At 57.1% G+C, this 636-nt stretch carries 1 protein-coding gene; it reads right to left on the reverse strand.

What is annotated here, in order from left to right:
• Positions 1 to 260: 260 nt before the first annotated feature.
• Positions 261 to 470, reverse strand: coding sequence for a formate dehydrogenase accessory protein FdhE domain-containing protein (locus tag ABD339_RS33560; protein WP_344570949.1), 210 nt, complete (start codon positions 468 to 470; stop codon positions 261 to 263).
• Between the last annotated feature and the right edge of the window lie 166 nt (positions 471 to 636).

The raw sequence follows: 636 nt of genomic DNA on the forward strand, positions 1-636 counted from the left end.
CATCGTCTGGAACTAATTACGCGGAATACGAAGGATTTTGCCGGTATTCCTGGCGTAGTCACGCCGTACGAAATCCACCCTGAATAATTCGAGTGGCAGGAGGACGACAAGTGAGCGACAGACTCGTCTGAAACGAATATCTCCAGCCAAAGGTTGGCCTCTGATAACGGTCAGTGACGCGTGTGAATAATCCCTGCGCACGTTCGTGTCACAAGAAGGAAAACGGGCGACAAGAGCCGCCCGAAATCATACTGCAGAACTTACTCCCCTTCGCCGGGGAACATGAACGGGTTAATTGAGCTTCTGGCGAAGCCCTCCTGTTCCATGCGGGCGTCGAGCACCAGGGAGGCCAAATCGTCGGCGACGGCTTCGACTTTCGGATCCTTCTCCTGATACATAATCTTCAGGTAGGTTCCGCAGTCGCCGCAGCTTTCGGCTTTCACCGCCGCCAAATCGGCGCCTACCGCCATCGCCAGCGAAGTGGCGCATCAACTGCATGCCGCGTTTCTTGACGGCGACTTTCTCCATCCGCGCAGCAATATCACCAAGATGGCCTCCGGCGAGCCGCTCAACGATGACGACCGCACGCCGTGGCTGCAGGCGCTAAATGACGCCGCGTTCGCCATGCAGCGTACC

The organism is Streptomyces axinellae, from assembly GCF_039532135.1.
In the GTDB taxonomy this organism is placed as follows: Bacteria; Actinomycetota; Actinomycetes; order Streptomycetales; family Streptomycetaceae; genus Streptomyces; species Streptomyces axinellae.